The organism is Pelistega indica, from assembly GCF_000506865.1.
GTDB lineage: Bacteria > Pseudomonadota > Gammaproteobacteria > Burkholderiales > Burkholderiaceae_B > Taylorella > Taylorella indica.
The window spans coordinates 1-1,295 of sequence record NZ_AYSV01000049.1 but is presented as its reverse complement, the minus strand read 5'-3'; the positions used below and the strand labels follow the sequence as shown (position 1 = coordinate 1,295).

At 38.0% G+C, this 1,295-nt stretch carries 3 protein-coding genes and 1 pseudogene; all 4 read right to left on the bottom strand.

Features of this window, described 5'->3' with window-relative positions:
* Positions 1–3 precede the first annotated feature (3 nt).
* The gene (locus tag V757_RS27890; RefSeq protein WP_081710637.1) at positions 4–99 is read right to left on the bottom strand and encodes a hypothetical protein; all 96 of its coding nucleotides are present in this window, start codon (positions 97–99) and stop codon (positions 4–6) included.
* 271 nt (positions 100–370) lie between these two features.
* Positions 371–826: an SMI1/KNR4 family protein gene (locus V757_RS18340; protein ID WP_023949905.1), complete on the bottom strand. Its 456-nt coding sequence runs from the start codon at positions 824–826 to the stop codon at positions 371–373.
* Positions 823–972: pseudogene (locus V757_RS29880) on the bottom strand (HNH/ENDO VII family nuclease); the annotation flags it as partial. The gene V757_RS18340 and the pseudogene V757_RS29880, both read right to left, overlap by 4 nt.
* Before the next feature lie 60 nt (positions 973–1,032).
* Positions 1,033–1,295: IS3 family transposase (locus V757_RS18335; RefSeq protein ID WP_023949904.1), on the bottom strand; the 263-nt coding region annotated here is incomplete at its 5' end.

The window sequence follows — 1,295 nt, the reverse complement described above, 5'->3', positions numbered from 1 at the left end:
ACACTAGGTCTCTTCCCCACTGCCTTGGCTTCGGCCTCCCCACACCACCTCTTGGGATTGGTTCAGCAATAGTTGCGGCGTGCCTATCTGGTCACACACATAGTGATATAGTTTAGGGGGTAGAGGTTAGGTCCTCTCTCGACTCACTCTAACTTGTTAGCCACATCGAGCTAATTTTTGCAAGCTTGCGACACATTTTTTAACTGCTCCGCTAAATTGAGCAATCCTGCTTTATGTTTAATCACATTATTGGCAGTATGTAACATGAGAGTTTCCTTTTTGTTTGTTTAAAAGATTTTCACCTCTTATTCAAACGGGAAACTCTCTTTTTTGCAACTCATTTGTCTGATTTACTCTAAACCTCTACAAATTATGCCCCTAGTTCAAGAAAATCAATAAAATACTCTTTAAATGACGTAAATAATTTTTGAGGTCGTTCACAAATCATTTGCCCCAAATCATTATATTGAATGTCTACCCCATATACTGCTGAATCTTCTAACTCTTGAGTTTTCGAAATTTTATATAACATTAAATACTCACCAACCTCATAGCTTATAACTATAAACTCCTCGGAAAGATTGCTCTCCACCCTCATTTCTGTAGTTACGTCTATAACTGGGTAAAATAAGCTAGTCTCATCTTTTGCAACTCCCAAAATATTCGTATCTCCAATGTTGCACATCCCGCATTCAGATAAAAATTTTTTATACTGCCTAGGTAACATTACATTTAATTTTTTTTCAATATGTAGAATCTCTTGTGTACTTGCTCCTTGCCAATGCTCAAACTCTTCTTTTTGATTTAGACGTTCAATATAACTCATTGTGGAATCTCCTCAAAACAAGTTTCAAATGATTTTGCTCTCTCTTTCCAATATTGTCTACGGAATTTCTCATAGCTTTGACGTTGAACTTTATCATTGCTAAAACTTCTTCCTTTTTCTATCAAGCCATGTAACGGGTTATAGTATCTTTTATGAGTGTATGACCCCCATTTTTAGGAACACCTTTTAGTGGAATGATATGGATTTTAAGCCGCTTTAAGTCGCGGGGGTACACCTCCTATAGCCATGTTAGGCCGTACGTTATTATACTGCCATTGCCATTGGGTGACTAGCAACTCAGCTTGCTCCAATGAGTCAAAGATATACATATTTAAAAGCTCCTCCCTGACAGTTCGGTTAAATCGCTCAATATAGGCATTTTGATAGGGCTTGCCGGGCTGAATGTAGTTCAGACGAATGCCTTGACTTTCAGTCCATGAGATCAGTCGTTCTGAGATATACTCACTGA

Coding starts and splice junctions, on each gene's coding strand:
- V757_RS18340 (WP_023949905.1), bottom strand. CDS start 826: ATGAGTTATATTGAACGTCTAAATCAAAAAGAAGAGTTTGAGCATTGG.